Origin of the sequence: Pseudohongiella acticola, assembly GCF_001758195.1 — a bacterium.
Taxonomy (GTDB): domain Bacteria; phylum Pseudomonadota; class Gammaproteobacteria; order Pseudomonadales; family Pseudohongiellaceae; genus Pseudohongiella; species Pseudohongiella acticola.
On sequence record NZ_MASR01000003.1, the window covers coordinates 19,685 to 44,352 of the forward strand.

The 24,668-nt window shown below is 55.0% G+C and carries 27 protein-coding genes and 1 pseudogene; 14 read left to right on the forward strand and 14 right to left on the reverse strand.

Features of this window, described 5'->3' with window-relative positions; translation table 11 throughout:
- Positions 1–96: 96 nt before the first annotated feature.
- The gene (locus PHACT_RS14260) at positions 97–672 is read left to right on the forward strand and encodes a GspH/FimT family pseudopilin (RefSeq protein ID WP_139141598.1); all 576 of its coding nucleotides are present in this window, start codon (positions 97–99) and stop codon (positions 670–672) included.
- On the opposite strand, the gene PHACT_RS14265 is transcribed toward PHACT_RS14260, so the two are convergent.
- From PHACT_RS14265 to pilV, 3 genes are read right to left on the reverse strand one after another with little or no spacing between them, the layout of a single operon-like run.
- Positions 651–1,247: a pilus assembly PilX family protein gene (locus PHACT_RS14265; RefSeq protein ID WP_139141588.1), complete on the reverse strand. Its 597-nt coding sequence runs from the start codon at positions 1,245–1,247 to the stop codon at positions 651–653. The genes PHACT_RS14260 and PHACT_RS14265 overlap by 22 nt on opposite strands.
- Positions 1,244–1,969 (reverse strand): PilW family protein, encoded by a 726-nt coding sequence (locus tag PHACT_RS14270; protein ID WP_169819488.1) that lies wholly within the window; start codon positions 1,967–1,969, stop codon positions 1,244–1,246. The genes PHACT_RS14265 and PHACT_RS14270 overlap by 4 nt, the downstream gene beginning before the upstream one ends.
- A gap of 47 nt (positions 1,970–2,016) precedes the next feature.
- Positions 2,017–2,532, reverse strand: coding sequence for a type IV pilus modification protein PilV (gene pilV / locus PHACT_RS14275; protein WP_070118966.1), 516 nt, complete (start codon positions 2,530–2,532; stop codon positions 2,017–2,019).
- Between the two features lie 203 nt (positions 2,533–2,735).
- Between pilV and PHACT_RS14280 the strand changes: the two genes are divergently transcribed.
- Entirely contained in the window at positions 2,736–3,494 is a 759-nt protein-coding gene (locus PHACT_RS14280; protein WP_070118967.1) for a sulfite exporter TauE/SafE family protein, read from the forward strand.
- Positions 3,495–3,518: 24 nt separating this feature from the next.
- On the opposite strand, the gene PHACT_RS14285 is transcribed toward PHACT_RS14280, so the two are convergent.
- The 4 genes from PHACT_RS14285 to PHACT_RS14300 are packed head-to-tail and all read right to left on the reverse strand — an operon-like array spanning position 3,519 to position 6,544.
- Positions 3,519–4,904, reverse strand: a complete 1,386-nt coding sequence (locus PHACT_RS14285; protein WP_070118968.1) for an ATP-binding protein — start codon at positions 4,902–4,904, stop codon at positions 3,519–3,521.
- Position 4,905: 1 nt separating this feature from the next.
- The gene (locus PHACT_RS14290) at positions 4,906–5,580 is read right to left on the reverse strand and encodes a response regulator transcription factor (RefSeq protein ID WP_070118969.1); all 675 of its coding nucleotides are present in this window, start codon (positions 5,578–5,580) and stop codon (positions 4,906–4,908) included.
- Between the two features lie 3 nt (positions 5,581–5,583).
- Entirely contained in the window at positions 5,584–6,012 is a 429-nt protein-coding gene (locus PHACT_RS14295; RefSeq protein ID WP_070118970.1) for a PepSY domain-containing protein, read from the reverse strand.
- Entirely contained in the window at positions 5,996–6,544 is a 549-nt protein-coding gene (locus tag PHACT_RS14300; protein WP_169819489.1) for a glycine zipper 2TM domain-containing protein, read from the reverse strand. The genes PHACT_RS14295 and PHACT_RS14300 overlap by 17 nt, the downstream gene beginning before the upstream one ends.
- A 475-nt stretch (positions 6,545–7,019) precedes the next feature.
- Between PHACT_RS14300 and PHACT_RS16575 the strand changes: the two are divergent.
- Positions 7,020–7,226, forward strand: a pseudogene (locus tag PHACT_RS16575) (cold-shock protein); the annotation flags it as partial.
- Between the two features lie 16 nt (positions 7,227–7,242).
- Here PHACT_RS16575 and PHACT_RS14310 read toward each other — a convergent pair.
- On the reverse strand, positions 7,243–7,464 hold the full coding sequence (locus PHACT_RS14310) for a SlyX family protein (RefSeq protein ID WP_070118972.1): 222 nt from the start codon (positions 7,462–7,464) through the stop codon (positions 7,243–7,245).
- Between the two features lie 288 nt (positions 7,465–7,752).
- Between PHACT_RS14310 and PHACT_RS14315 the strand changes: the two genes are divergently transcribed.
- Positions 7,753–8,967 (forward strand): acyl-CoA desaturase, encoded by a 1,215-nt coding sequence (locus tag PHACT_RS14315; RefSeq protein WP_245730818.1) that lies wholly within the window; start codon positions 7,753–7,755, stop codon positions 8,965–8,967.
- 40 nt (positions 8,968–9,007) lie between these two features.
- Positions 9,008–9,541 (forward strand): TlpA disulfide reductase family protein, encoded by a 534-nt coding sequence (locus PHACT_RS14320; RefSeq protein ID WP_070118973.1) that lies wholly within the window; start codon positions 9,008–9,010, stop codon positions 9,539–9,541.
- Between the two features lie 36 nt (positions 9,542–9,577).
- Here the strand turns inward: PHACT_RS14320 and PHACT_RS14325 are convergent, their stop codons facing one another.
- On the reverse strand, positions 9,578–10,603 hold the full coding sequence (locus PHACT_RS14325; protein WP_317622292.1) for a serine/threonine protein kinase: 1,026 nt from the start codon (positions 10,601–10,603) through the stop codon (positions 9,578–9,580).
- 158 nt (positions 10,604–10,761) lie between these two features.
- Here PHACT_RS14325 and PHACT_RS14330 point away from each other — a divergent pair, with 158 nt between their 5' ends.
- Positions 10,762–12,039, forward strand: a complete 1,278-nt coding sequence (locus PHACT_RS14330; RefSeq protein WP_070118975.1) for an aminotransferase class I/II-fold pyridoxal phosphate-dependent enzyme — start codon at positions 10,762–10,764, stop codon at positions 12,037–12,039.
- 35 nt (positions 12,040–12,074) lie between these two features.
- On the opposite strand, the gene PHACT_RS14335 is transcribed toward PHACT_RS14330, so the two are convergent.
- Both PHACT_RS14335 and PHACT_RS14340 read right to left on the reverse strand, forming a co-directional pair.
- Entirely contained in the window at positions 12,075–12,584 is a 510-nt protein-coding gene (locus PHACT_RS14335; RefSeq protein WP_070118976.1) for a hypothetical protein, read from the reverse strand.
- Positions 12,585–12,686: 102 nt separating this feature from the next.
- On the reverse strand, positions 12,687–13,019 hold the full coding sequence (locus PHACT_RS14340) for a DUF1820 family protein (protein ID WP_070118977.1): 333 nt from the start codon (positions 13,017–13,019) through the stop codon (positions 12,687–12,689).
- A gap of 219 nt (positions 13,020–13,238) precedes the next feature.
- Between PHACT_RS14340 and miaB the strand changes: the two genes are divergently transcribed.
- From miaB to holA, 7 genes are all read left to right on the forward strand, one after another.
- Complete coding sequence (gene miaB / locus PHACT_RS14345; protein WP_070118978.1) at positions 13,239–14,582, forward strand: tRNA (N6-isopentenyl adenosine(37)-C2)-methylthiotransferase MiaB; 1,344 nt, start codon at positions 13,239–13,241, stop codon at positions 14,580–14,582.
- A 123-nt stretch (positions 14,583–14,705) separates the two neighbouring features.
- Positions 14,706–15,761, forward strand: a complete 1,056-nt coding sequence (locus tag PHACT_RS14350; protein WP_070118979.1) for a PhoH family protein — start codon at positions 14,706–14,708, stop codon at positions 15,759–15,761.
- Complete coding sequence (ybeY, locus tag PHACT_RS14355; RefSeq protein ID WP_070118980.1) at positions 15,745–16,242, forward strand: rRNA maturation RNase YbeY; 498 nt, start codon at positions 15,745–15,747, stop codon at positions 16,240–16,242. The genes PHACT_RS14350 and ybeY overlap by 17 nt, the downstream gene beginning before the upstream one ends.
- 67 nt (positions 16,243–16,309) lie before the next feature.
- Positions 16,310–17,182: an HlyC/CorC family transporter gene (locus tag PHACT_RS14360; RefSeq protein ID WP_070118981.1), complete on the forward strand. Its 873-nt coding sequence runs from the start codon at positions 16,310–16,312 to the stop codon at positions 17,180–17,182.
- 68 nt (positions 17,183–17,250) lie between these two features.
- Positions 17,251–19,740: a leucine--tRNA ligase gene (gene leuS / locus PHACT_RS14365; RefSeq protein WP_070118982.1), complete on the forward strand. Its 2,490-nt coding sequence runs from the start codon at positions 17,251–17,253 to the stop codon at positions 19,738–19,740.
- On the forward strand, positions 19,740–20,276 hold the full coding sequence (locus PHACT_RS14370; protein ID WP_070118983.1) for an LPS-assembly lipoprotein LptE: 537 nt from the start codon (positions 19,740–19,742) through the stop codon (positions 20,274–20,276). Before leuS ends, PHACT_RS14370 begins: the two co-directional genes overlap by 1 nt.
- Positions 20,277–20,290: 14 nt before the next feature.
- The gene (gene holA / locus PHACT_RS14375) at positions 20,291–21,298 is read left to right on the forward strand and encodes a DNA polymerase III subunit delta (RefSeq protein WP_070118984.1); all 1,008 of its coding nucleotides are present in this window, start codon (positions 20,291–20,293) and stop codon (positions 21,296–21,298) included.
- Between the two features lie 24 nt (positions 21,299–21,322).
- On the opposite strand, the gene PHACT_RS14380 is transcribed toward holA, so the two are convergent.
- The 3 genes from PHACT_RS14380 to PHACT_RS14390 all read right to left on the reverse strand — a co-directional run bounded on the left by PHACT_RS14380 (position 21,323) and on the right by PHACT_RS14390 (position 22,936).
- Entirely contained in the window at positions 21,323–21,580 is a 258-nt protein-coding gene (locus tag PHACT_RS14380) for a DUF4404 family protein (protein WP_070118985.1), read from the reverse strand.
- 193 nt (positions 21,581–21,773) lie between these two features.
- Positions 21,774–22,397, reverse strand: coding sequence for a hypothetical protein (locus PHACT_RS14385; protein ID WP_070118986.1), 624 nt, complete (start codon positions 22,395–22,397; stop codon positions 21,774–21,776).
- Positions 22,370–22,936, reverse strand: coding sequence for a methyltransferase family protein (locus PHACT_RS14390; RefSeq protein ID WP_169819490.1), 567 nt, complete (start codon positions 22,934–22,936; stop codon positions 22,370–22,372). The genes PHACT_RS14385 and PHACT_RS14390 overlap by 28 nt, the downstream gene beginning before the upstream one ends.
- 238 nt (positions 22,937–23,174) lie before the next feature.
- On the opposite strand from PHACT_RS14390, the gene PHACT_RS14395 reads away from it, so the two are divergent.
- On the forward strand, positions 23,175–24,557 hold the full coding sequence (locus tag PHACT_RS14395; RefSeq protein WP_070118988.1) for a hypothetical protein: 1,383 nt from the start codon (positions 23,175–23,177) through the stop codon (positions 24,555–24,557).
- Positions 24,558–24,668: the final 111 nt, after the last annotated feature.

Genomic DNA, 24,668 nt, shown 5'->3' on the forward strand with positions numbered 1-24,668 from the left:
CAACCCGACACGCAAACCTCTTTTCTGGTGAACACGGCTAAAAATCCCGGCAGGGGCTGGCAGACACACGCTACACTGTTGGCAGAGAGGTTGATCATGCCCCACATATCGATACCACCACGTCAACGCGGCGCAAATTTGCTGGAGTTGTCCATCGTGCTGGCAATTATAGCAATACTGGCAACACTTGCGTTGCCTGTGTTTACCCTGATTGACGGCGAAGAATCGACACGCGTGTTACGCCAGTTCCAGGCACTGGCAGAAACTGCCCGCAGTGTTGCCATCCGACGCCGCCGAACGGTCACCCTGTGCCCCGTGAATGAACACCAGCAATGCATCCGTGACTGGCAACACGGTGCCATGTTGTTTATTGATATTGACGAGGACAGACAGCGCTCTGCTGACGAGAACATTATGACCAGCGTCCAGTGGCCAGAACTGCAGGGGCAATTGCGTTGGCGCGCCTTTGGCAATCGGCAATACCTGTTGATTGATGCCTTTGGCGGATTGACCGGCCAGAATGGCAACTTTACCTGGTGCCCTCCCGACGACGGCACCGAGGCGGCGCATCAAATCATTCTCAATGGCAGTGGCCGCTTTCGTTATGCGCAAGACAATGACGGGGATGGATTGCGGGAAAACAGTCAGGGTCAACCGCTGCGCTGCTCCTGACTGAATCGGCGCCAGCGTCGACTCATTGAATAAAAATCTCCTGCCGCACAGGTGGCGTTGTCGCTGCAGCAGGCACTGCGCTCCAGACTTAGCCGCACCCTGGTCCCCGCCCTGAGCCCTGATGCCCGCACCGTTAGCTGATACAGAGGATTGCAGTAGACTCCGTCGGCTCCGCCATCTGGGCCTCGACCGGCCATGAAGTCCACCACGTGTATTTGATAGGCAAGCATCGCAGCACCAGATTCTAAACTGGCAGCAGGCGGCACGCCCAGTTCCACCTCAGCCTCCGGCACCGCGTCCAGTGCCGCCTGCGGGCCATCGATCTGGATGCGCTGCAGCAAGCGGGCATCAACCGCGAACAGAAGTGCTTCGGCAGAACTAAAAACACGTTCATGATCCCGGTAATTCAGAACCAGCGACGTACCCAGCGACGCCGCATCAACGGCCGACAGCGCCACCCTGGCCAGTACCGCCATGAAAATCAGGGTCATTAACAGGGCCGAGCCGCGTTGTTGCGCGCTTGCCTGGCAGCGGGCGACTCGTGCTCTCGCAACAGTTCTCAGACCGGTTTTCATACCGGTCCTCCAAAAATGCGATTCACCTCCACCTGACGTAGCGCTGTCGTGAACGTCATGGTCAACCCGTCGGCGGTCTCCGCCACCGTGTCAGTTGCTATCGAGGCTGCTGGCCAGGACAGGGCCACTGTCACACTGAACGCGCGAGACCAGGAGGCGACCTGCCTGGGTTCGACATAGGCCAATGCAAGGTCAGCATCGGACACCGATGTCGTCGGCGTTACTGCGATACCCACCACAAACGACATTGCCGTTACACCTGCAATCAGTTCTTCTGCTGCGCGGTAGGACCCGTCGCTACGCTGCACGCGCCGGAACAGCCCGGTGTCATTGACGCTGTCATTACCACGCCTGCCAACGTAAAACAGGTGAGCCGGTTCTTCACAGTTGCCCGTGCGTACTCGCAGCACCTGAGTATTCGGCAACGCATTGACTGCAGCTTCATTTGCAGCAACCACGTCAAGATGATGCGCCGGATTGACGGCGAGGTCGGCGCTGGGTGTCGGACATGGCGATGCTGACTCTCGAATGGCTGTTCGCAATAGGAACTGGGCATAAGCCGAACGTTGCTGCACCTCCAGCACGCCAGTATGCACAAGCTGCAACTGCACACTGTCGGTAAAAACCTGAAGGGTGACCGCGCTCAGGCTGGCGCCCAGGCCAAGCGCCATTAGCAGCTCCACTAACGTGAACCCACGACTGGAGAAACACGACTGAGTCATCGCAGCGCTGCCATGGCCACGCCTCGCAGGACTATTCGCAGCACCTTTCATAACACCACGATTGCGCTACTGTCCGGCCTTTGCGTAGCGCTGCCACTACCCTGGCTTCCTTGCCAGTGCACCGATACCCGGTAGGCCCGAGCTGTATGGGGATAACCTGCGAGGGTTGTTGATTTAATCTCGCCAGAACCGACAGGCAATGTTTCAACAAGCTGTTGTTGCCAATTCGCAAGATCGTGCGCTGCGAGTTCGGCAGGCGAACAACCGGTCATCGTCAGGCACTGTGCGTTTGGTTCGCCATCAGGTGAGACCTGCAATGCATGCCAGAAGCCTTGGGGATTCGCCTTCATTCGTTCCAGCATGTCGTGCAGTAGCCATTCTGCACGCTGCTGGTGACTGTTGTTTTGTGACGTGGCAACCGCCATGGCCTGCATGTTGAGCACCGCCAGAATCCCCGCAGCCAGGATAAAGCTGGTCAACAATACTTCAAACAGGGCAATGCCCAGAACATGGTGCGACCCAATATTTCGCGTCTGCGCGCTGCACCGGATTGGAAATCGCATACGCTAGCCGTCCTCCCAAAACACACCCAACTCTTTTGAAGTTTAGACGAACCAGAAATAATGTTTCGCGACACTTGCTTAACTGTGCGGCGCCGCACATAAGCCTCATCCTGACAGCACGTGTGGACTTTGGCATTTACCAGGCTTTTTCCCTATGATCCGCGCTTCACTTATTCAGCGCCTCGGCGCCGTCCGGGCACGCTATGGTATACGATCCACTGTTACTGGCATTGTTGGCCTTTCTTGGCCTTATTGCCGGCTGGATAAACACCCTGGCCGGCGGTGGTTCGAATCTGACCCTGCCCATGTTAATGGTGCTCGGCCTTCCGCCTGATGTCGCCAATGGCACCAACCGCGTTGGGGTGATTCTGCAAGGTGTTGTCGCCGTGCGCGGCTTCCATCATTACGGCAAGCTTGATACACCGTCCATCGCGTCAATTCTGGTACCCAGTATGACCGGTGGCGGCGTTGGCGCCCTGATCGCCGCACTGGTGCCCAATGTCGCTCTGAAACCACTGTTGCTGGGCACCGTACTCACCATGTCCGCGGTTATTCTGCTACGCCCGGGGTTTATCGCACCGCCTCCGGGCACCCCGGTTAAGTCCGTTAATGACAGCCGCCTGGCCTGGTGGGGAGTGTTTGCAGCCGGCATTTACGGTGGTTTTGTGCAGGCCGGGGTCGGTTTCATACTGCTCGCCGCACTGGCAGGTGGTCTGCGCTATGACCTGGTTCGTGCCAATGCCCTGAAGATGGTGTGTACGCTGGCTGTTACGTCTGTATCTCTGGTGATTTTCATCTGGTTTGATCAGGTCGCGTGGATCCCGGGCCTGATTCTGGCTTTGGGTACGATGCTGGGCAGCTATCTCAGTGTACGTTTTGCCATCAGTGTCCAGCAAAGCACCATCAAGTGGTTTCTGTTTGCCATGACGCTGGTGTCATGCGCGGCCGCAGTGCTGTTCTGAGGCCACAATAGAAGGCCGCCTGCGTCAGTCCGCTATTCGAATATTATCGAACTCGAGAATAATACTGGCACCGCCCATTGGGCTGTCGGTTACGCTGACGCTGGCGCCGTAACTGGTGGCAATGTCCACTACCACCGCCAGACCGATCCCCTGGCCCTGTGCCAGCGTGTCAAGCCTGACACCGCGCTGCAGCACCCGCTCCCGATCCGGCACCGAAATGCCGGTGCCATTATCTTCTACCCGCAGCGACATACGTGGCGGCATGGTTGATGCCAACGACGCAGACACCGCGACCATACCCCTGCCATACTTGCAGGCGTTGTCCATCAGGTTACCCAGCATCTCCAGCAAATCGCGCTCATCACCGAGAAAGTTTAGCTCTGTATCAATATCACGTTTGATGACAACCGCTTTGTCGGCATAAACCTTTTCCAGCGTACGTGCCACTTTCGCCACCACACTGGCAACATTAACCTGCCGCGCCAGCGTTCCAGTGTCGCCGGTGCTGACAGCGCGCTGCAGTTGGTAGCTGATAATCTGGTTCATCCGATCAAGCTGTTCCTGCACCAGCGACGCCTGGTTGATGTCGGACGTGTGGCTGCCAAGTTCGCCCTGAATAACCGCCAGTGGCGTCTTCAGACTATGCGCCAGATCTGCCAGCGTGGTTCGATAGCGCGACTGCTGCTTGCGTTCAGATTGAATCAACAGATTAAGATTCTGGGTCACCGCACTCAGTTCCCGGGGATAGGATGGGTCCAGTGTCTCACTTTGGCCGGACTCAATTTTTTTCAGGTCTCGGGCCAGGCGACGCAGGGGCGCCAACCCCCAGCGCAGGAGCAGAATCTGCAATATCAGCAACAACACTGCCAGGCCGCCAAGCCAGGACCAGAGACTGTTTCTGAAATTGCTCGCCTCGGCCTCGATGGTATCGGTTGACTCCAGCACCGAGAACAGAATCGGTGACAGCCTGTTCTCCCAGGTAACGGCATAACTGGTCACAAAAAACTCAGTGCCAGCCTTGGTGCGCAAACGTCCGAACCGGGTTTCACCAATCGCCAGGTCGTGATTCAGACCCAGCGTTTCATAATCAATATCAAGTGCTGATGACGTTCGCAGCAGCTCGCCCTCGCTGGCGCTGCTGATAAAACCGTAGAGGTTTGAATTCAGTTGCGAGAATCGCGGCTCGCGAAGGTTTTCGCTGAAATAGAAGTTGCCATCGGCTTCATCAACCGCCGCCAGCAGGACATAAATCTGCACCTGAAGCTGCTCGGCAACACCCGTCTCCAGACTGTTGCGAAAAGCCCGGTCAAGCACCGCCCCAGTCAGGCCCAGAAATACCGTCAGTAATACCGTAACGGCGACCAGCAGTCGACTCTGTAGGGAATAGCCACCGAGACGGGCCGTCACCATGTCAATCCGGTGCCCGCATTCGATAACCCTGGCCACGCACAGTTTCAATCGGTTGCAGAGTCTGCTCGGGATCCAGCTTTTGTCGCAGGCGTCGCACAAAAACTTCCAGGACATTGCTGTCTCGGTCGTAATCCTGCGCATACAGATGTTCGGTCAGTTCAGCCTTGGATATGACCTGGTCCGGGTGCAGCATCAGATATTCCAGCGTCTTGTACTCATAAGCAGTCAGCTCGACATTAGCGCCATGGACGCTCACCCGTTTGGCGGAAGTGTCCAGTTGCACGGGGCCGCACGTGATTGTCGGACTCGCAAACCCCGCAGCACGTCGCAGCAGAGCATTCAAACGAGCCTGAATCTCCTCCAGGCGGAAAGGTTTGACAACATAATCATCCGCGCCAGCATCCAGTCCTGCCACCTTGTCCTGCCAGTCGCCGCGCGCAGTCAGTATCAGCACCGGGAATCGCTTGCCGGCCTCACGCAATTGCCGGATGACACTGATGCCATCAAGTTTTGGCAGACCCAGATCAATAATGGCGGCATCGTATTCATATTCGGTGGCCTGATACAGGCCGATAACACCGTCTGCAGCATCATCGACAACATAACCCGCACGCTCCAGTCCCGATTTCAGTTGCTGCCGCAACAGGCTTTCATCTTCGACGACCAACAACCGCATGTTCTACTCCCTGCTTAGCGCACCTGTCGCCTGATCTACAAATACTGTGTAGATGTTGCCCTCGTTATCCAGTCTCACCCGAAACCGCAGACGGCCGTCCTGGCGGACCTGGTTGATACTGATGACGGTACCGGGAAAAATGGCCCGTACTCTTTCCAGTGCCTGCTCCTGATTCACCGGACCTGACTGCTCACTGGCCTGCTCACCCTGCTGTGACGCCACTGCCATCACCGGCGAGGCAATCACAACAACACTGGCCAGCAAACCCAGAGTGCACGACAACACACACTGTCGGATGCTTCGTCGATGATCCTTTAGCAAAACTGGCAACTTCATATAACCCCACTGAAAATGACTGGCATTGACTGTAAAACCGGCACCACTGGCCAGGCAGCCAAACCCGCCACCGAGGCCTTCAGCGCACTGGTTCAACCTGCACCCGCAAGCGGATCTGCTCACCCGGGTCATCGTCCATCCGGACAGAAAAGTCTTCACCGTTGTACCGGTATCTGACCTGATAACCCATCAGCCGCTCTTCATCGTAGTATTCGTCAACAACCTTGCAATGCTGCACGGTTTCATAGCGGGCGGGTTCATGACGACTGTTGGCAGCCACTATATCACGGCCAACTGAGTGCCCCAAGACAGCGCCTACGACAGTGCCTACCTTGCGACTGGAACTGTTATTGCCCACCGCGTTGCCAATCGCGCCGCCAACAATAGCGCTGATCAACGCTGGCGTCCGACTGCCGGAACGATGCGAATCCCTGACCTGTACCTGTTCCTGCCAGCATTCTTCCCGAGGCGCAGACACGGTAACTGCCTGGTAAATCGGCCGCGACTCCAGCACATCGGCATAAACATACTGGGTTTGCGCCAGCGCCGATGATGACATCCACAAAACAGCGGCGCCGAGACCCAACATGCCGACCGCTTTTTTCCTTTTCCCGTCAGACTTTTTCATAGCACACCTCATTATTGTCCTGATTCGATTGTCAGAGTAAGGCGCGACAGCTGAATCCAGACTTAACGGCATGGTAATTCCTGCTGCTGATCACAACAGACCACATGAACCATCCCGGTTCAAACATAGACTATTGATTTGGCGGGAGATACAGGTACAATCCGGGCTGCTTCAAAAAATAAAAATTAAAATTCATCACGCTGTACCGGGCTTCATCACCGGCCCCACCAAGAGATTACACATGTTTCGCAAAACCCTTATTTCCGCCATTCTTATCACCCTGATCAGCACCCCGGTCGTATTTTTCCTGCACCCCCTGATCAACAATCCAGTTTTTATCACCGGCCTGATCTTCCTGGCCTGCCTGGCAACAGCTGCGCTGGCTCAGGTTGGCAGCAAACCAGCCAAATCCGGAAAACGTAAACCCGCACGCAGACACAAGGCTGACAGCAACCGCAGTAGCAGCAACGCTCCCCGCGAACTGGGCAGTGTCAAATGGTTTAACGCCAGTAAAGGCTTTGGTTTCATTACCCGCGACAGCGGTGATGATGTTTTTGTGCATTTCCGGTCAATACGCGGCGAGGGCCACCGGGTTCTGAAAGACGGTCAACGCGTTGAGTTCAGCGTCAGCCAGGGCGACAAAGGCCTGCAGGCGGACGATGTGGCCGCCGTTCAGGGCTGAAACGCAGCGGACATACTTAATAATGTGGCGGTCTGTCATCAATGGCGCCTGAGTGAACCATTCGCTCTGACTGCGCCTGCATCAGCTCCGTCAATTTGTCCCGATGCAGACTCAGTTCGCGCGTGAGCATTTCGATTTGTTTCTGTTGCCCAGCAACCACATCATTCAATGCCTGAATGCTGTCTTCCTGAAAGGCAAACCGGGTTTGCAGATCGATCAATTTCGCTTCTGTAGACATTTGTCGCCTCCCCTGACTTTAACAATGGCTGATACTGCCGAAGAATAACACGGCGTGTTGCCATGATACCGTGGTCAGGGCGGCCACTCCAGCCAGTTTCAGGGACATTGGGAGCTGGGTGCGCAACCAGCAGTCTTATAATATCTCGCGAGTCATGTAATAATCTGCAGAAAATAACTGTCTATACTATTGTGAAAATTCGACACAGCTGGCGAGCTGGAGTTCCTTCGCGGTCGCCCCTGTCAAACATTCAATCTGCATCAGCGGTAACTCAGGAGGCATTACGTCTTGACCGGTCAACCTTCTCCCCAACAATCTTCGTCACAGAGCGCCGCAGACTCGTCAAATACAGACGCCTGGGATAATGCGCCTGTCAACTGGACCAATATGATCCTGTTCACGTTGACGCCGCTGTTTGCCGTTACCCTGGTACCCTGGTATGGCTTCACGTACGGCTACAGCGTCTATGACTGGGCGGTTTTTGTCCTGCTGATGGGGTTCTGCGGCATCTCCATCACCGCTGGCTACCATCGCCTCTGGTCTCACAAAGCGTACAAGGCACACCCGATATTGCGTTTCCTGTTCGCCGTGGGTGGCGCCTGCGCTCTGCAGAATGATGTCTTCAACTGGGCGTCCGACCACCGCCGGCACCATGCCTTTGTAGACAATAATGAAAAGGATCCGTACTCAGCTGGCCGCGGTTTCTGGTTCTCCCATATCGGCTGGATTCTGCACAACTACCCCAGTGGTTCGCAGGATTTCTCCAATATCAAGGACCTGCAAAAAGACCCCATCCTGCAGTGGCAGCACAAACACTACCTGGCTCTGGTACTTTTCATGAATATCGCGGTACCGGCATTTCTGGGCTATCTGGGCGGCAGCATTGTCGCTGGCCTGATGCTCGGCGGCCTGCTGCGACTGGTGCTCAGCCAGCATGTCACCTACCTGATCAACTCACTGGCGCACATGTGGGGCAAACAGACATTCAGTGAAAAAAGTTCCGCGCGCGACAACCCGGTGATTGCACTGCTGACCTACGGTGAGGGATATCACAACTACCACCATACCTTTCAGTGGGATTATCGCAACGGCATACGCTGGTGGCACTATGACCCCACCAAGTGGCTGATCCGCAGCTGCGCCTGGGTCGGCCTGACCAGTGATCTCAAGCGGGTTTCTCCGCTCAGTATTGAAACTGCACGCCTGGAAATGCAATACCGCAAGGCCACAGAACGTTGCGACACACTGAGCAACGCTGACACACTGCGCGCGCGTCTGGAAGACGAATACCAGCAGTTGAAACAGACGCTGGATCTGTGGGCCCAGCATCGTCAGCAGTGGTACGCGGCCAAATCCAGTCAGATTCACGATCAGTTGCACGAAAAATGGGAAAAAATTGCAGTGCGTGACAGCTACCGCGAGGTGCGCTACCAGCTCAAATTGCGACGCCAGCGTTGGCGCGAACTGCTGCAGAGTTTCTCAGATGTGCCGCAGATCGCGTAAATATGATTGGGACAACAGCTACCGCTTGCGAAGGTTATCAATGAATCGTTTTTGTCAGTTTCTCGGCCGCGCAGTGCTCGCCGGCAGCCTGTCCTTACTGGCGCTGCTGGCGACTGCGGCCCCGGCATTTGCTGCCGAAGAAGGCGAACCGGCGCCGGACTTTACCCTGCCAGGCGTTCGCACCACAGATGCCACCGTGCAACTGAGTGAACTGCAGGGCAAGGTCGTCTACGTCGATTTCTGGGCTTCCTGGTGCCTGCCTTGCCTGCGCTCGCTGCCGCAGATCAATGGCCTGTATGAACAGTATCGCGACCAGGGTTTTGAGGTCGTTGCCATTACCATTGATGATCCGGTGGAAGATGCCACCGATTTTCTGGATGACCTGGAAGTGCCGCTGGCCTATTCGGTGGTGCTGGATGCGACTGCAGATGTAATGGATCAATATCGCGTCGTGGGCATGCCGACCTCATTTCTGATTGATCGTGACGGCATTATTCGTCATGTCCACAAAGGCTTTCGTGAAGGCGACACGGCATTGCTGGAGCAAACACTGTTACCGCTGCTGGCTGAGTAAACAGGCAACCCAGCCAACCGCCCCCTACTTTCCCGCTCAGGGAAACAGGCGCAACAAGGGCTCATTCAGAGCCGACATCTGTTCACGCAACTCCAGAATGTGCTCCGCCCAATAGCGCTCGGTATTGAACCACGGGAAACTGTGTGGGAACGCCGGGTCCTGCCAGCGACGGGCCAGCCAGGCACTGTAGTGCATGATACGCATGGTCCGCAGCGGCTCGATCAACGCCAGCTCGCGCGCATCAAAGTCGTAGAACTCCTCGTAACCTTCAACAATCTCCAGCAGTTGCCCCTGCTGCTGGTCCCGGTCTCCGGCCAGCATCATCCACAAATCCTGTATCGCCGGTCCGTTCATGGCATCATCAAAATCAACAAAATGCGGGCGATCCTCCCGCCACAGTATATTGCCTGGATGGCAGTCTCCGTGCAGCCGCACTGTGCGGCAGCCGCGGGTCTGCTCAAACACCGGCGATAACCGGTCTATCAGGTCACGACTCAGGCTTTCGTAAGCCGCAAGCAACGAGGCCGGAATAAAATCATTGCTCAACAGGAATTCACGGCTGGTCACAGCGAACTGCTCCAGGCTCAAGTTGACACGGTGATCAAACAGACGTTGCGCGCCCGCCAGATGCACTCGCCCCAGAAAGCGGCCCATCACCAGAAGATTGTCCGGGTTGTCGAGTTCGGGCGCCCTGCCAGCAAGTCGCGGAAACAGCGCAAAGCGAAAATTCTGCTCGCCACAGGCGAAATTATGCAGGGTTTGCTCAGCCTGTCCGTCGCCCGGACTGATAGACAGAGGGGGCACCACCGGAATATCAAGGTCGGCGAGTTCCCGGGCAAACCCATGCTCCTCAAGAATCTGTTCGTTGCTCCAGCGCTCGGGTCGATAGAATTTGGCAACAATATACTCGCCGGACGCCAGACCAATCTGATAAACCCGGTTCTCGTAACTGTTGAGCCCAAACACACGCGCCGTGGTCTCCAATCCCAGACTTTCGATGGCATCCAGCACCTGATCGGGCCCCAATAGCTCATAGGGATGCGACTGCACGGATGATGACAATGGCTTGTCCTGCATGGTTTGCTGGCCTGTAGATCGAGTTTGGCGCGAGTATACTGTAAAATGCCCGCTGAAGCCGAAAACTTCATTTCCATCCTATCTTCAGCGACAACCTTGCGCGAGCGCCCTGATGCGCCGCCAGAGTCAGTAAGGAGTTACTCTTGAGCAGCAATGACCTACAAGCCCAACAGCAGAACCTGTTAAACCGGTATGAACAGATCAAGGCCAAAAAACTCAACCTCGACCTGACCCGGGGCAAACCTGCGACCGCGCAACTCGCCTTGAGCGACGCGCTGGATGGAATTCTACAGGGTAACTACGCGAGTGCAGATGGCACCGATGCGCGCAACTACGGTGGCGCACTGGGGCTTCCTGAAGCACGTCAGTTCGCTGCCGACTATCTCGGCGCCAAACCGTCCCAGGTATTGGTCGGCGGCAACAGCTCCCTGCAACTGATGTATCAGGTTGTGACCAATGCTTATTTTCATGGCGTCAACGCTGGCGCCATGGCCTGGAAGGAAGAAGCCGGCACGGCTGGCAAGATCAAGTTTCTGTGCCCCTCGCCCGGTTATGACCGCCACTTCAGCATTTGCGAAACCCTGGGCATAGACATGATTCCGGTGAGCATGGATGCAGACGGTCCCGACATGGATCAGGTGGAGTCCCTGCTGCGCGCTGACCCGCTGATCAAGGGCATCTGGTGCGTGCCAAAATACGCCAATCCGAACGGCGTGGTCTATTCTGACGAGGTCGTCGACCGCTTTGCCCGGCTGGGCAAGATTGCCGGCCCCAATTTTCGTATCATCTGGGACAACGCGTACGCGGAGCATCATCTGGTGGAGAATCCACCCGAACTGGCTAATCTGCTGGCGCTGAGTGAGCAGTACGGCACCCTGGACAACGCCGTGGTCATCGGCTCAACCTCAAAAATAACCTTTGCCGGTGCCGGCATTTCTTTCATGGCAAGCTCGGAGAGCAACATTGCCGGCTTTGTAGACCTGCTGGGCATTGCGACCATAGGCCCCGACAAGGTCAATCAGCTGCGCCACATGCGCTTCCTTAAAGACATGCCGACGCTGCGCGCATTGATGCAGGCACACCGGGAAATTCTGCAGCCAAAATTCGAACTGGTGCTCAAGCACCTGGAGGAAGGTCTGGCCGGTAAAACCCATAATGGCCAGCCGTTGGGCACATGGACCCGACCCGCGGGTGGTTATTTTGTGCTTTTTGATACCCAGCCCGGCCTCGCTGACAAAGTTGTCAAGCTGTGCGCAGGCGCAGGTGTCAAACTGACGCCGGCCGGATCTACCTGGCCATACAAGAAAGATCCGGCCAACAGCAATATCCGGCTGGCCCCGTCCTTCCCCAGTCTGAGCGAGATCGACGAGGCCATGCAGGTTTTTGTACTTTGCGTGGAACTGGCCACACTGGACCAGTAGCGTTTGCCAGCACCATTCGGAAAGCGTCGCCGAGACTAGCGGCGGCGCTCCCGAATCACCACGCTGTTGCGTTCAACTCGACGATAGTTGGATCGCTTGCGTGCATCTTTGTCCACGTAAATGACCTCCCGACGCCCATCAGACCAGCTTCCCCGCGACGGCATACGATGGTATCCCGAATATCGGTAGTCACTGTGGTGACGGCTACCATAGTGCCCGTCATTGCGTTTGTGACTTTTTTTATGGTCACGACCATGATGACGCCCATAAGAGTCCTGATGACCATGATGCTTACGGTAGTTGCGGTGATCATGAGACGTGCGCCAGTACGATGGCCTATGCGTCGTGGTAATGACCTGGGTGTTGTGCGCTGAACCGACATAAACTGACACCGGACCGCTGTGATAAGTCAGTATCGGCGCCGCGTAGTGCGCCTCGCGAACCACGACCCGGCGGCCGTGATCGGCAAAGGCCTGAGAAGTGGTCAGCGCGCCTATCAGCGCTGCTGCCATCAGAAGCGTTTTTTTACTCATTCGCGGTTTCATTCGCTGTTCCTCCACATTGCTGAATTCTCAACAAGGTTTATAGAACAGCCCCCCTGAACCCGAACTGAACAGGGTAAGGAGCCTACAGGACAATACCGGTGGTCAGGTATCGCTCAGGTTGCGGGTACCAAAACCAGGCACGGGAAACGGCATGATATTGTCGCCGCTGGAGATTTTTGCGACGCCGGTTTTCTCGACTTCATCGATCCGCAGAATGGCCTGTAGGGGTATAAAACTGCGTTTGACGTCCTGAAACTCCATTTTCAGCTTTTCTTCGCTGGGATCCACTACCATCTGGCTACGCTCATCAAACAGGAATTCCTCTACCTCGATGAAGCCATAGAGCTCGCTCTGGTATACCTGGCGGGCAAAGACTTCGTAGACTTTGCCCTTGTTGAGAAAGGTGATGCGGTAGATTTCCTGGCGACTGGCCATGGTGCTTGGTACTCTTTACGTAGTGCAATTAAATAATGCGAATAAATAGAGCGCATACGTCGCGCGCATAAAAAATGGTGCGCGCCGTGCGCATGGCTGGAGTTTGCGCTGCTGGCGTTTTGTGACCGGGTATTGTAGCTCAAACCCACCCCTCAGATACAGCATCCACCGCAATTTGCTGTTATAATCGGCGGCTTTTCGACGTTTTCCGGATTCGATATGACAACCATTGATCAGAGCGCACCGCGCAAAAAAGTCTTTATCAAGACCCATGGCTGCCAGATGAACGAATATGATTCATCGCGCATGCTGGATCTGTTGCGCGAGTCACAGCAGGCTGACCTGGTCGACACGCCGGAAGAAGCCGATATTCTGCTGCTCAACACCTGCTCCATCCGCGAAAAAGCTCAGGAGAAGGTTTTCCATCAACTGGGCCGCTGGCGCGCCCTGAAAGAAGCGCGACCGGGTGTGAAAATTGCCGTGGGCGGGTGTGTCGCCAGCCAGGAAGGCGCCGCCATTGGCAAACGCGCACCTTACGTCGATGTGGTATTCGGCCCACAGACCCTGCACAAACTGCCTGATATGCTCAATGCCTCAGGCGGCAAAGGCCCGGTGGTCGACATCAGTTTCCCGGAAATCGAAAAGTTTGATCGCCTGCCCGAACCCAAAGCATCAAGCTGCGAAGCCTTCCTCACCATCATGGAAGGCTGCAGCAAATACTGCTCGTTCTGCGTTGTACCCTACACACGTGGCGAAGAGGTCAGCCGACCGCTGGACGATGTGCTCGCCGAAGCGGTTCATCTGGCCGGTCAGGGCGTGCGTGAAATCAACCTGCTGGGCCAGAACGTTAACGCCTATCGTGGCCTCAGTCACGATGGCCAGATCGTCAACATGGCCACTCTGGTGCAGTATATTGCCGCCATCGAAGGCATCGACCGCATCCGGTATACAACCTCACATCCGGTGGAGTTCAATGCCTCACTGATAGACATGTACGGTCTGGTGCCGGAACTGGTCAGTCACCTTCATTTACCGGTACAAAGCGGCTCCGATCGCATTCTGGCGGCCATGAAGCGCGGCCACACCGCGCTGGAGTACAAATCCATCATCCGCAAACTGAAGGCGATACGGCCCGGCATCAGCCTGTCCTCGGATTTTATTATCGGCTTTCCGGGCGAGACCCAGAAAGACTTTGAAGACACCATGAACCTGATCATTGACGTCGGTTATGACCACTCCTTCAGCTTCATTTACAGTCAACGTCCCGGGACACCGGCTGCCGACCTGCCCGATAACACCAGTGAGCAGGAGAAGAAGCACCGTCTGGCAGTATTGCAGGCGCAAATCCTGCGTCAGGCAGCGGCGATCAGCGAAGGCATGGTTGGCAGTACCCAGCGCATTCTGGTCAGCGGCGCCTCCAAACGCGGTGATGACATGATGCGGGGCCGCACCGAGAACAACCGGGTGGTAAACTTCCGTTGTGACGACCTGTCTCTGGAAGGCTCATTTGTTGATGTGAAGATTGTGGAAGCATTCCCCAACTCACTGGCAGGTGAACTTTAACTTGCACTATACTGATCCCACTGGCCTTAACGTACACATTGGCTGACATCATTCGATTCTGACGCATTGTCATGTCGGCGCTACAACCCGCGCAGGACTGACCGGAGGTATGACCCCAGCTTCATGGTTACCGAAAAACAGACCCAGCAGCTCACTCTGGCACCGGAAAACGCCCTTCGTCTGGCCAATCTGTGCGGACACCTGAATGAAAATATTCACCAGATTGAAAAGGCGCTGACGCTGGAAATCCGCCAACGCGGCAGTGTTGTGCAGCTCACGGGCAGCGCGCCCGCCGTGAGTGAAGGCGCGCGCGTACTTGAATCCCTGTATCAGACCACGTCTGATGGCTCGGTGATCACGCCGGACATGGTGCATCTGACCTTGAAAGAGTCCGGTTTCCAGCCCGACAGCGGCGATGAGCAGTCTGACGGGGCTCCTTCGCAGGAGATTGAAGACAATTTCAAGGCGGTATTGATCAAGACGCCACAGAGCTCGGTCAAGCCTCGTGGCAAGCATCAACGCCAGTATGTTGAATCCATCCGCGCCCTCGACATCAATTTTGGCATCGGCCCCGCCGGCACCGGCAAAACCTACCTCGCCGTGGCATGCGCCGTGGAAGCCCTGTTGCAGGACAAGGTCAAACGCGTATTGCTGGTGCGGCCCGCCGTCGAAGCTGGCGAAAAACTCGGCTTTTTGCCAGGTGACCTGTCACAAAAGATTGATCCTTACCTGCGCCCGCTGTACGACGCCCTGTATGAAATGCTGGGCTTCGAAAAGGTTACCCGTCTGATCGAGAAAAATGTCATCGAAGTGGCGCCGCTGGCCTATATGCGCGGTCGCACGCTCAACGGGGCCTTTATTATTCTGGATGAAAGTCAGAATACAACTGTGTCACAGATGAAAATGTTTCTGACGCGTATCGGGTTTGGCTCAACAGCGGTCATCACCGGCGATGTCACCCAGATAGATCTGCCCAAGGGCACCCGGTCCGGCCTGGTGCATGGCCTGAAGGTGTTGCATAACGTACAGGGCATTGGTTTCAGTTTCTTCGATTCCAAAGATGTGGTGCGCCATTCGCTGGTACAGAAAATTGTGGAGGCTTACGATGAATATGAACGCAAAAACACCATCACCTCCCTGAATCACGACAGCAACTCAAGCCATGACCGTGATAACTGACCTGATCAATGACAGTAGCGACGCTGACATTCCCGACGCCGGGCATTTCCAGCATTGGGCTGCCACCACCCTGCAGACGCTGCGAACAGCCAGCAGTGCTGATAACAACGAGGACAAACCAGCGTCGCTCAGTATTCGCATTGTCGACAGCAATGAGTCGGCTGCTCTGAACCAGCGTTATCGCGACAAAGACAATGCCACCAATGTGCTGTCGTTTGGCTGCGAGTTACCGGATACATTGTTGACACAAATGGACGAGATTCCTCTGGGGGATCTGGTAATCTGTGCAACCGTTGTCAATCAGGAAGCACACCAACAGAACAAATCGGGTACAGCGCACTGGGCGCATATGGTTGTCCATGGCATTCTGCATCTAAAGGGATACGACCATGTCGACGAGCAGGATGCGGAACGGATGGAAGCACTGGAAGTCCGGATACTGGACACCCTGGGATTCAGTAATCCTTACACTTCATCCTGATATCAGCGCAGCTCAGTATCTTGACAGCAGCAATTCACAAATTTAAATACCGGAGAACATTTCAGGCATGACTGAGGAACCACCGAGTACAGAGCCCAGGCAGCGTTCCTGGCTGGAACGCATCGTTCAGGTCTTTTCTGACGAACCAACAGATACCAAAAGTCTGTTGACCTTGCTACGCAATGCCGAACAGGACCAGGTGCTTGATGCCGAGGCCCTCAGCATTATCGAAGGCGCGCTGCAGGTATCCCAGATGCAGGTGCGGGAAATCATGATTCCGCGCTCGCAGATGGTGACGGTATCGATACGTCAGTCCTTGCAGGAAATTCTCGACATCGTGGTCGAGGCAGCGCACTCACGCTTCCCGGTCACCGGCGAGAACCCTGATCAGGTTATCGGCATCCTGCTGGCCAAAGATCTGTTGCCGCTGGCACTGGCAGACAATGCCGAGCGCTTCAACCTGAAAGACATCATGCGCCCGGCGACCTGTGTACCGGAGAGCAAACGACTTAACGTGCTGTTACGCGAGTTCCGCGAAACCCGTAACCATATGGCCGTGGTAATCGACGAGTACGGAGTGGTCTGTGGCCTGGTCACCATTGAGGATATTCTTGAACAGATTGTTGGTGAAATCGATGATGAGTATGATGTCGATGATGAGAGCTACATCAAGAAATTCGATGACAACCAGTACATCGTCAAGGCACTGACTCCGATCGAAGAGTTCAACGAACACTTTGGCACTGAGTTCAGTGACGATGACGCCGACACCGTGGGTGGCCTGGTATTGCAGCATCTGCGACACATTCCGGAACGGGATGAAACCATCATTATCGGTACTTTCCTGTTTACCGTATTAAATGCCGACAGCCGGCAGGTACGCCTGCTGAAACTGACGCTGCTGGACACTCCGCCAGCCGGCGACAATATTGACGGTTGAAACATACACGGCAGGTTTATTGACATCCGACTTATCGCATCAGACCTATCAGGGAAACACGAACATTCATGAGCACAACTAGCGAAACGCAATATCAGCCACAGGAAGTCGAAGCACAGGCTCAGCAATACTGGGACAGTCATCAATCCTTCAAAGCGATTGAAGACGACAACAAGGAAAAATTCTACTGCCTGTCCATGTTCCCCTATCCCAGTGGCCATCTGCACATGGGGCACGTGCGCAACTACCTGATCGGCGATGTGATCGCGCGCTTCCAGCGCATGCAGGGCAAAAACGTCCTGCAACCCATGGGCTGGGACGCATTTGGGCTGCCCGCCGAAAACGCTGCCATGCAGCGCAAGACCGCCCCGGCCGCCTGGACCTGGAGCAATATCGATTACATGCGCAAGCAACTCAAACAACTGGGCTACGCTTACGACTGGAGCCGGGAGCTTGCCACCTGCCACCCGGACTACTATCGCTGGGAGCAATGGTTCTTTACCCGCCTGTTTGAAAAAGGACTGGTTTACAAAAAAGAAGCCGAGGTGAACTGGGATCCCATCGACCAGACAGTTCTGGCCAACGAGCAGGTTGTTGATGGGCGTGGCTGGCGATCCGGCGCTGTTGTGGAGCGCCGTAAAATACCACAGTGGTTTATCCGTATTACCGACTACGCCCAGGAACTGCTGGACGATATCGATACCCTTGATGGCTGGCCGACCGAAGTCCGCACCATGCAGGCCAACTGGATTGGTCGCTCGGAAGGCGTTGAACTGAGCTTTGGTGTCGAAGGCCGCGATGATGAGCTAAGTGTGTATACCACACGCCCGGATACTTTGATGGGCGTGACCTACGTCGCCGTGGCGCCACAACACCCGCTGGCTACAGAGGCTGCCGCCAGCGATCCTGCCATCGCCGACTTTATCGAGCAGCAAAGTCATATCAAAGTGGCCGAAGCCGACATGGCGACCATGGAAAAACTGGGCATGGACACCGGGTTCAAGGCCGTGCATCCGATCAGCGGCGATTCTGTGCCTGTCTATGTTGCCAATTTTGTACTGATGGCCTACGGCTCTGGCGCCGTCATGGCGGTACCGGGCCACGACCAGCGTGATTATGAATTCGCGCGCAAATATGGCCTCGACATTCGTCAGGTCGTTAAGCCGGCCAGCGCCGATGTAAGTTGTGACCTGAATGAAAAAGCATTCACAGACAAGGGCATCCTGATCAATTCCGGCGAGTTCGACGGCCTCACCTTCGAGCAGGCTTTCGACAGTATTGAGAGCTGGTTACGCGAGCGCGGCAAAGGCAAGAAGACCGTCAACTTCCGCCTGCGCGACTGGGGTATTTCCCGACAGCGTTACTGGGGCTCACCGATACCGATTATTAACTGTGCTGCCTGCGGCGCTGTGCCGGTACCGGAATCTGACCTGCCCGTGATTCTGCCGGAAGATGTCAATTTTACCGACTCCGGCTCTCCCATCAAAAAGATGCCGGAATTTTATCAGACCCGCTGCCCAAGTTGCGGCGCCGATGCTGAACGCGAAACCGATACCTTTGATACCTTTATACAGTCATCCTGGTACTACGCGCGCTACACCAGTCACGATCTTAAAACCGGCATGCTGGATAAGCGCGCTGACTACTGGCTGCCGGTAGATCAGTATATCGGTGGTATCGAACACGCCATCCTGCACCTGTTGTACGCACGCTTTTTCCATAAACTGATGCGGGACGAAGGGCTGATCGGTTCCGACGAACCGTTCAAACGTCTGCTGACCCAGGGCATGGTGTTGAAAGATGGCACCAAGATGTCCAAATCAAAGGGCAACACAGTAGAACCGGCAACGCTGATTGAGCACTATGGTGCCGATACCGTGCGTCTGTTTACCATGTTCGCGGCACCGCCCAATCAGTCCCTGGAATGGTCCGACAGTGGCGTTGAGGGCAGTGCCCGGTTTCTTCGCAAGCTGTGGCGAACAATGAGCGCCCATGACGCAGGCAACCTTGTCCCGGTCGACAAGCAGACATTGTCGGCTGAACAGAAGCAGTTGCGTTTCAAGATTCACAGCACACTGCAGAAAGTGGCAGATGATTACGGCCGACGGCAGACCTTTAATACCGCGGTCGCTGCCGTCATGGAACTGGTCAATGCCGTCAATAAATTCCAGGATGACAATGTGCAGCCTGAGGACGCCGACTCGACACTGAACAACAGTATTGTGCACGAAGCACTGGAAGTCGTACTGCTGACGCTGTCCCCTATCGTGCCGCATTTCTGTCACGTGCTGTGGCAGCACCTGGGGCATCAGGATGCGATCATCGATAGCCCCTGGCCCACGGTTGACCAGAGCGCACTGGAACAGGATCAGATACAGCTGGTGATTCAGGTCAACGGCAAATTGCGCGGGAAACTGGATGTCGCCAAGGATACTGACCGGGATACGCTGCAGAGCCTTGCCCTGGCTGATGCCAATGTGCAGAAATTCACTGACGGCAAAAGCCTGCGCAAAGTCATTGTGGTACCAGGCAAGCTCATCAACATTGTGGTGGGCTGATGTCAGTCGCGCAAACACGTCGCAGGTCTCTAACGCTGCTGCTGGTATCGTTTTTAACAGCAGCGATGCTTAGCGCCTGTGGTTTTGCCCTGCGCGGCGGCGGTCAGGCAGCGCTGTCATTTGATCAGATGAGCATCATTCAGCCGTCAGGCTTTTATCCTCTGGCAGACGTACTGGCAGAGACGTTGCGCACCAATGGCGTTTCGGTACCAGAACCCGTCAGCAGCAGTGACATCACGTCCATTGGCAATGGTTATGCGCTGGCGCTCAGTCCCGAAACACTGGAGCAGCGCACAATCAGCCTCAATACGCGGGCCGGCGCTGGACAATACGAACTGTTGTTGAGTGTAGATGCCACTCTCTATCAGGGCGGCACGCTCATTGGTGGCCCTGAGACCATCACCACGCGTGGCACTTTCTACGAAGACACCGCCAATATCAGCGGCAGCAACAATGCTCGCGAGCTGGCACTTGAAGACATGCGCCGCACCATGGCAGAGCAGATGCTGCGACAACTCCAGGCACTCAACCTCTAGTGTGATCACCTGACATGAAAATATACCTGGACCAGCTGGAAGCACAGCTCACAAAAAACCTCCCTGCCATGATCTGGCTAAGCGGCGACGAACCCCTGCAGATGCGGGAAGCCTCTGACCTGGTGAGACAACGATGTCGGCAGCAGGGGTTCAACGAGCGTGAACTGCATGACGTGGATAACACGTTTGACTGGCGCGAGCTGGTCAATGCCAATAACAGCATGTCTTTATTCTCCGACAAAAAGCTCATTGAGCTCAGGTTGAAGAACAGCAAGATGGATGATGCATCTCGTAAAATCCTGCAAAGCTGTCTCGACGATCCATCGCCCGACAACATTTTGCTGATGACCAGCCCAAAGATCGAGGCGGCCAGCACCAAAACCCAGTGGTTTCGGAAACTGGAAGCAGCCTCTCTGGTCGTACAGATCTACCCTGTAGACACGTCACGACTGCCCCGCTGGATACATCAACGTATGCAACATCACTCGCTGCAGGCCGATGCCGCTGCGGTTCAGCTGCTGTCCGATCGAATTGAGGGCAATTTGCTGGCGGCTGACCAGGAGATCGAGAAGCTAAGCCTGCAATTTGGCAAAAACGCGCAGATCACGGCCGAGCATATCGCCCGGAGTGTTGCCGACAACGCTCGCTATAACATATTTGGCCTCGTCGATGCGTGCCTGGATGGAAATGCGCAACGCGCGGTCAAGACATTGCGCAGGATGCGCGATGAAGGCTCGGAAGCTTTGATGATCACAGCGATGCTGGGCAAGGAACTGAGACAGCTGACAGAAATGGGCAGCCGGCTGCAGCGTGGCGAAGCACAAGCGGCAGTTTATCAAAGCCATCAGGTGTGGAAGAACAAACAGGCCATGACTGACAGGGCATTACGCAGGCTAAAGCCGGCCACGACTCTGCAATTATTACAACACGTGCGAACAGTTGATCTCGCGGTCAAAGGCATGCACCCTGTGCCGCCCTGGGTTGTGCTGGAACAACTGGTGACCCGGTTTGCCCGCGCCTGAGGCCTGAGCTACAGCCAGTCGCCGCTAAACGCCGATTCGACTTAGGGTTGCAATCAACTCGCGCATGATGCGCTCAGCAACCGGGTGTGATGCCGCGAACCGGGCTTCCAGTGCTATTGCATCATCCAGCTCCCGACTGTTCGGCTGCGAGGACTCAACCAGATCGTCGATGTCGTTATCCACTTTTTCAGCGAGTCTGCGCGTATCCGCGTCCAGCGAGTCTGTATTGGATAACTCCGTGCGGAGTTCCTCAAGCAGCCGTTTTACCTTGTCCTGATTCAAGATGTCTTCCCCCTGCGCGTGTCACTGTGGCTATGCAGGTAATCATAATCATTGTCTGGCTCCGGTACAAGCGAACCCGTGCGCGTGCGCGCGGGACGGGTTCGCGAGTCACCCTTCACTCCAACAATCCATATACCAGACATCAATCAACAACCATCAAGCACCAACAAGCACTTTTGCTGAGCCTGCAATATCAGGCCTTGGCGGCAGTTACCCGGGAGTAGGCTCGCTGCTTCAGGCGGCGATGAAAACGACGCTCACGGCTCTTGTATTCAAACCAGTAACGCGGCACATTCATCAGCAAAGACCAGCGCGTGGTATAACTGACCCGTATTGTTGAATGACTCTTTTCGCCAGCCATCAGCATGGGCTCGCCTTCATAAATATCCTTTGCCCCAGTCATGGCATGAACATGACGAATATTGAGATTGCGCTGGTTCGCCATCAGCAACACATATTGCTTACGGCACTTGAAGGCGTCAAGGATCAGTCTCAGCCAGATACCGAATTGCTCGGAAGCCGTTTTCAACGAGGCACTCATCCAGACGCCATTAATCTCCATCATATCGTAACTGTCGTTCCTGAAAAACTCATGTTCTTCCCGGACAGCATCAGGTACAAACATCAGGCTACGGAATTCGGGTTTGGTAACAAGCATGTAGCCGCCCACCATTTCACTACCTTTGAAGCCGGCAACGAAGGTGCTGCGTTGCGCGTAGTCATACGGCAACTTGACACCAACATAACTCTCAAACCGGCTCAGAAACATGTCAATGTCGTGGTCGTTGGTCAATGTTTTGAATTTAATTGCTTCCATTTTTTTATCCTCGGTAGGAACATGCCTACATGTTGTTGGTAGTGTTGGTACTGCTCAGCTTGCGTGCTCTTCAGGATCAACCTTTCCTCCTTCCGGGCGGAAAGTGTGTAAAAGGCGACCAGGTAAATCAATGTTATCCACAACAGCGGGGTATTGAAAAGCAGGGTACTGCCTGACCAGGCGACAATATACGAGACGTAGAACGGGTGCCTGAACAGACCAAAAGGACCTGTTGTCACAATACTCCCCACATGATTACTAAAAGCAAAGTCGAGTGACTTCGCAGTAAAAATTGCCCACCAGAATAGCACCAGAGAGAACAGATACAATAGCAGGCAAATCCCTAACATAAGTTTTGTGACATCCGTCACACTAAAGAAATAGTACGCCGTCAATATCATCTGCACGGCCACAGCCAGATCATACATCCAGGCCGCAAGTGTCGGCGTGCCGGCGTTGACCTTGAAGAAACGCAGCCTTCCCCACAACAGACTAATCACGATAAGCAGATAAACCGAAAACACAAACAAGGAAAACATGCAGCAAAACTCCATCGGCCAGAAAAAGGGTATAACCGCTTTTATACACGCAGGCATTGTCCTACGCAATTGCTGATCGGAGCTAAATCTGTATAATCGTGGCACTCGCAGATATTGGTACAGATCCCAAATCGCGAGCCGGGTCAGACGCAGGCGGACTCAACGTTGCTGGCATTCCCAATACGCCGACCGTTCACATGACAACCTTTATCACAGATCCATAACGACCCATAACAACATGAACTTTGATAAATATTCGGCGTACTGCAAGGAACACCTTGATGAATTCAGGGACGAGCTGCGTGATGACGCTTCGCGGGCGCTTCGCAACTGGCCAGGAAAAACCGCAGCCCTGTTGCTGATTGCCTCATCAATCTTTACCTGGCTCAGCCTCCGGGCGGCCGACAACCCCATGGCCAACAAAGCCCTGTTGGCTTATGTCCTGCCAATACTGCTGATCTTTTTCTACCCCTGGGCATCACTGATCTTTTCCCGACTGGATAAACACGCCCGCACCATACTCGACATATTTCTGCTGGGTATCCTGATCGGCTTCTGTCAGTCACTCAGCTATGTATTTGCGCCAGACATGAACACAGTGGATCAGTCGGACACATTTCTGGCACTCTCGGGCCAGATAAATTTTGTCATCCTGATGACAACGGCCTTTTCCTACCACGCTTCCTTTACCGTGACGCTAAGCCGTAACACCGTGTTCATGTTGCTGGCGGCAATGCTGATTTACCTGATAAACCCCCAGTATCTGTCGATCAATGCCATGCAGTTTGTTCAGGGTTATCTGGGCGGCATAATCGTCAGCTGGATCTTCTTCCGCCGTATCCAGACCCGGTTTTACTACAAGTCGATTGATGCCGACACCCGTCAGCACCTGTACAAACAACTGTCCAAGCTGGTATATCCCCACCAGCTCGCCCGCATCAAGGCCGGCGACCAGCTTGAAGACACCATGCCGGTGGCCAAGAGCGAAGCCATCATCAATGTATTTGATGTTCAGAATTCAAGCGCCATCAAGCACGAGCGCACACAGTCTTTCTTTCTCGAGATATTCCGGGCATTTTCGCAGATCTGCATGATGGGGTACCAGCACAACCCACTGCAGTCGCGTGCATTCCGCCTGAAAGAAACCGGGGATGGATTCATCAGCGCTATCGGCTACCCGTTTCTGACTGACCAGAAAGATACGCTGGCTGACCATGCCGTGGAAACGGCTCTGCTCATGTTTCGTGCGTTCAACACCGAGGTTGATAAATTTGCCTACGGTTATCCCATCAAGGCGGCAATGGGCCTGGCCTACAATTCGGTGCAGGGCACCTTCCAGAGCAGCGGCATTCGCTCCTACGACATGTTTGGCGATGCGCTGGTCCAGGCCTATCGCTATGAAGAGATGCGCAAGAACCCAATGATCTCGGATATTATTCGCCAGCAGGCGAGCCTGCTTGGACTGACTCACTACAATATCCTGATCATTCAGGAAGTCATCTTTAACTCCCTGTGTGATCGTCACAAAAAGCTGTTCCACAGCATCACTCTGGCCGAAATTGGCTACCCTGTACCGCAGGACCCGGACGCCCACTACGTCTACTTCCACATACTTGAATAACCCGCCATTGGCCGCGAGCGTGGGGCAGACATGAAATCGCCTCGCCTTTGCGCTATAATTGCGCCCGTTTTGATCAGCTCAGCGCTGATCCTGACCTTATTCATCCCCAAA

Bases quoted from the DNA above. Each gene is read 5' to 3' on its own strand.
- PHACT_RS14260 (WP_139141598.1), top strand. From the start codon at position 97: ATGCCCCACATATCGATACCACCACGTCAACGCGGCGCAAATTTGCTG.
- PHACT_RS14265 (WP_139141588.1), bottom strand. From the start codon at position 1,247: ATGAAAACCGGTCTGAGAACTGTTGCGAGAGCACGAGTCGCCCGCTGC.
- PHACT_RS14270 (WP_169819488.1), bottom strand. From the start codon at position 1,969: ATGACTCAGTCGTGTTTCTCCAGTCGTGGGTTCACGTTAGTGGAGCTG.
- pilV (WP_070118966.1), bottom strand. From the start codon at position 2,532: ATGCGATTTCCAATCCGGTGCAGCGCGCAGACGCGAAATATTGGGTCG.
- PHACT_RS14280 (WP_070118967.1), top strand. From the start codon at position 2,736: ATGGTATACGATCCACTGTTACTGGCATTGTTGGCCTTTCTTGGCCTT.
- PHACT_RS14285 (WP_070118968.1), bottom strand. From the start codon at position 4,904: ATGGTGACGGCCCGTCTCGGTGGCTATTCCCTACAGAGTCGACTGCTG.
- PHACT_RS14290 (WP_070118969.1), bottom strand. From the start codon at position 5,580: ATGCGGTTGTTGGTCGTCGAAGATGAAAGCCTGTTGCGGCAGCAACTG.
- PHACT_RS14300 (WP_169819489.1), bottom strand. From the start codon at position 6,544: ATGAAAAAGTCTGACGGGAAAAGGAAAAAAGCGGTCGGCATGTTGGGT.
- PHACT_RS14310 (WP_070118972.1), bottom strand. From the start codon at position 7,464: ATGTCTACAGAAGCGAAATTGATCGATCTGCAAACCCGGTTTGCCTTT.
- PHACT_RS14320 (WP_070118973.1), top strand. From the start codon at position 9,008: ATGAATCGTTTTTGTCAGTTTCTCGGCCGCGCAGTGCTCGCCGGCAGC.
- PHACT_RS14335 (WP_070118976.1), bottom strand. From the start codon at position 12,584: ATGAAACCGCGAATGAGTAAAAAAACGCTTCTGATGGCAGCAGCGCTG.
- PHACT_RS14340 (WP_070118977.1), bottom strand. From the start codon at position 13,019: ATGGCCAGTCGCCAGGAAATCTACCGCATCACCTTTCTCAACAAGGGC.
- miaB (WP_070118978.1), top strand. From the start codon at position 13,239: ATGACAACCATTGATCAGAGCGCACCGCGCAAAAAAGTCTTTATCAAG.
- PHACT_RS14350 (WP_070118979.1), top strand. From the start codon at position 14,706: ATGGTTACCGAAAAACAGACCCAGCAGCTCACTCTGGCACCGGAAAAC.
- ybeY (WP_070118980.1), top strand. From the start codon at position 15,745: ATGACCGTGATAACTGACCTGATCAATGACAGTAGCGACGCTGACATT.
- PHACT_RS14360 (WP_070118981.1), top strand. From the start codon at position 16,310: ATGACTGAGGAACCACCGAGTACAGAGCCCAGGCAGCGTTCCTGGCTG.
- leuS (WP_070118982.1), top strand. From the start codon at position 17,251: ATGAGCACAACTAGCGAAACGCAATATCAGCCACAGGAAGTCGAAGCA.
- PHACT_RS14370 (WP_070118983.1), top strand. From the start codon at position 19,740: ATGTCAGTCGCGCAAACACGTCGCAGGTCTCTAACGCTGCTGCTGGTA.
- holA (WP_070118984.1), top strand. From the start codon at position 20,291: ATGAAAATATACCTGGACCAGCTGGAAGCACAGCTCACAAAAAACCTC.
- PHACT_RS14385 (WP_070118986.1), bottom strand. From the start codon at position 22,397: ATGGAAGCAATTAAATTCAAAACATTGACCAACGACCACGACATTGAC.
- PHACT_RS14390 (WP_169819490.1), bottom strand. From the start codon at position 22,936: ATGTTTTCCTTGTTTGTGTTTTCGGTTTATCTGCTTATCGTGATTAGT.
- PHACT_RS14395 (WP_070118988.1), top strand. From the start codon at position 23,175: ATGAACTTTGATAAATATTCGGCGTACTGCAAGGAACACCTTGATGAA.